Annotated in this window: 1 pseudogene; it reads right to left on the bottom strand. The window is 36.1% G+C overall.

The annotated features are described in order from the left end of the window. Window positions 1-443 (bottom strand): annotated as a pseudogene (locus tag IR010_RS20000) (hypothetical protein); the annotation flags it as partial.

Genomic DNA, 443 nt, shown 5'->3' with positions numbered 1-443 from the left:
AGGCAATAACAGGTAACCCGTCGTTAGTGTCATTAGCAAAAACATTTACAAGTGCTGTAGGCTGATTGATTCCAACTACTGATCCTATAATATCAATATTAGCTTGAAGAACTCCAGTTGTAACTACAATTTTAGAAATTGCAGTATCACAATTTGCTGGATTATTAATTTCACAAATACTGTATTCTAAATCATAATTTCCTGCTGGTGTGGATGGAGCTACAGTTACTGTTCCATCTGCATTTAAAGTAAGTCCTGACGGAACTGATAAACCAGTCAATTTCACTTGCCCAGGCTGGGTTCCGATTACTACAGCAATTCCATTTAAAGTATCATTTGATACTAATGATGCTGTTGTGCCTCCAATATTTCCATTTATTATTGACGATGTTGTTTCTTCAACAGTTTCTTCAACAGCATCAATAACTGGTGCAGTTACGATC

Source organism: Flavobacterium sp. MR2016-29 (assembly GCF_015350695.1).
Taxonomy (GTDB): domain Bacteria; phylum Bacteroidota; class Bacteroidia; order Flavobacteriales; family Flavobacteriaceae; genus Flavobacterium.
The sequence above is the reverse complement of the archived record's forward strand: the minus strand, read 5'-3'. Positions and strand labels throughout refer to the sequence as shown.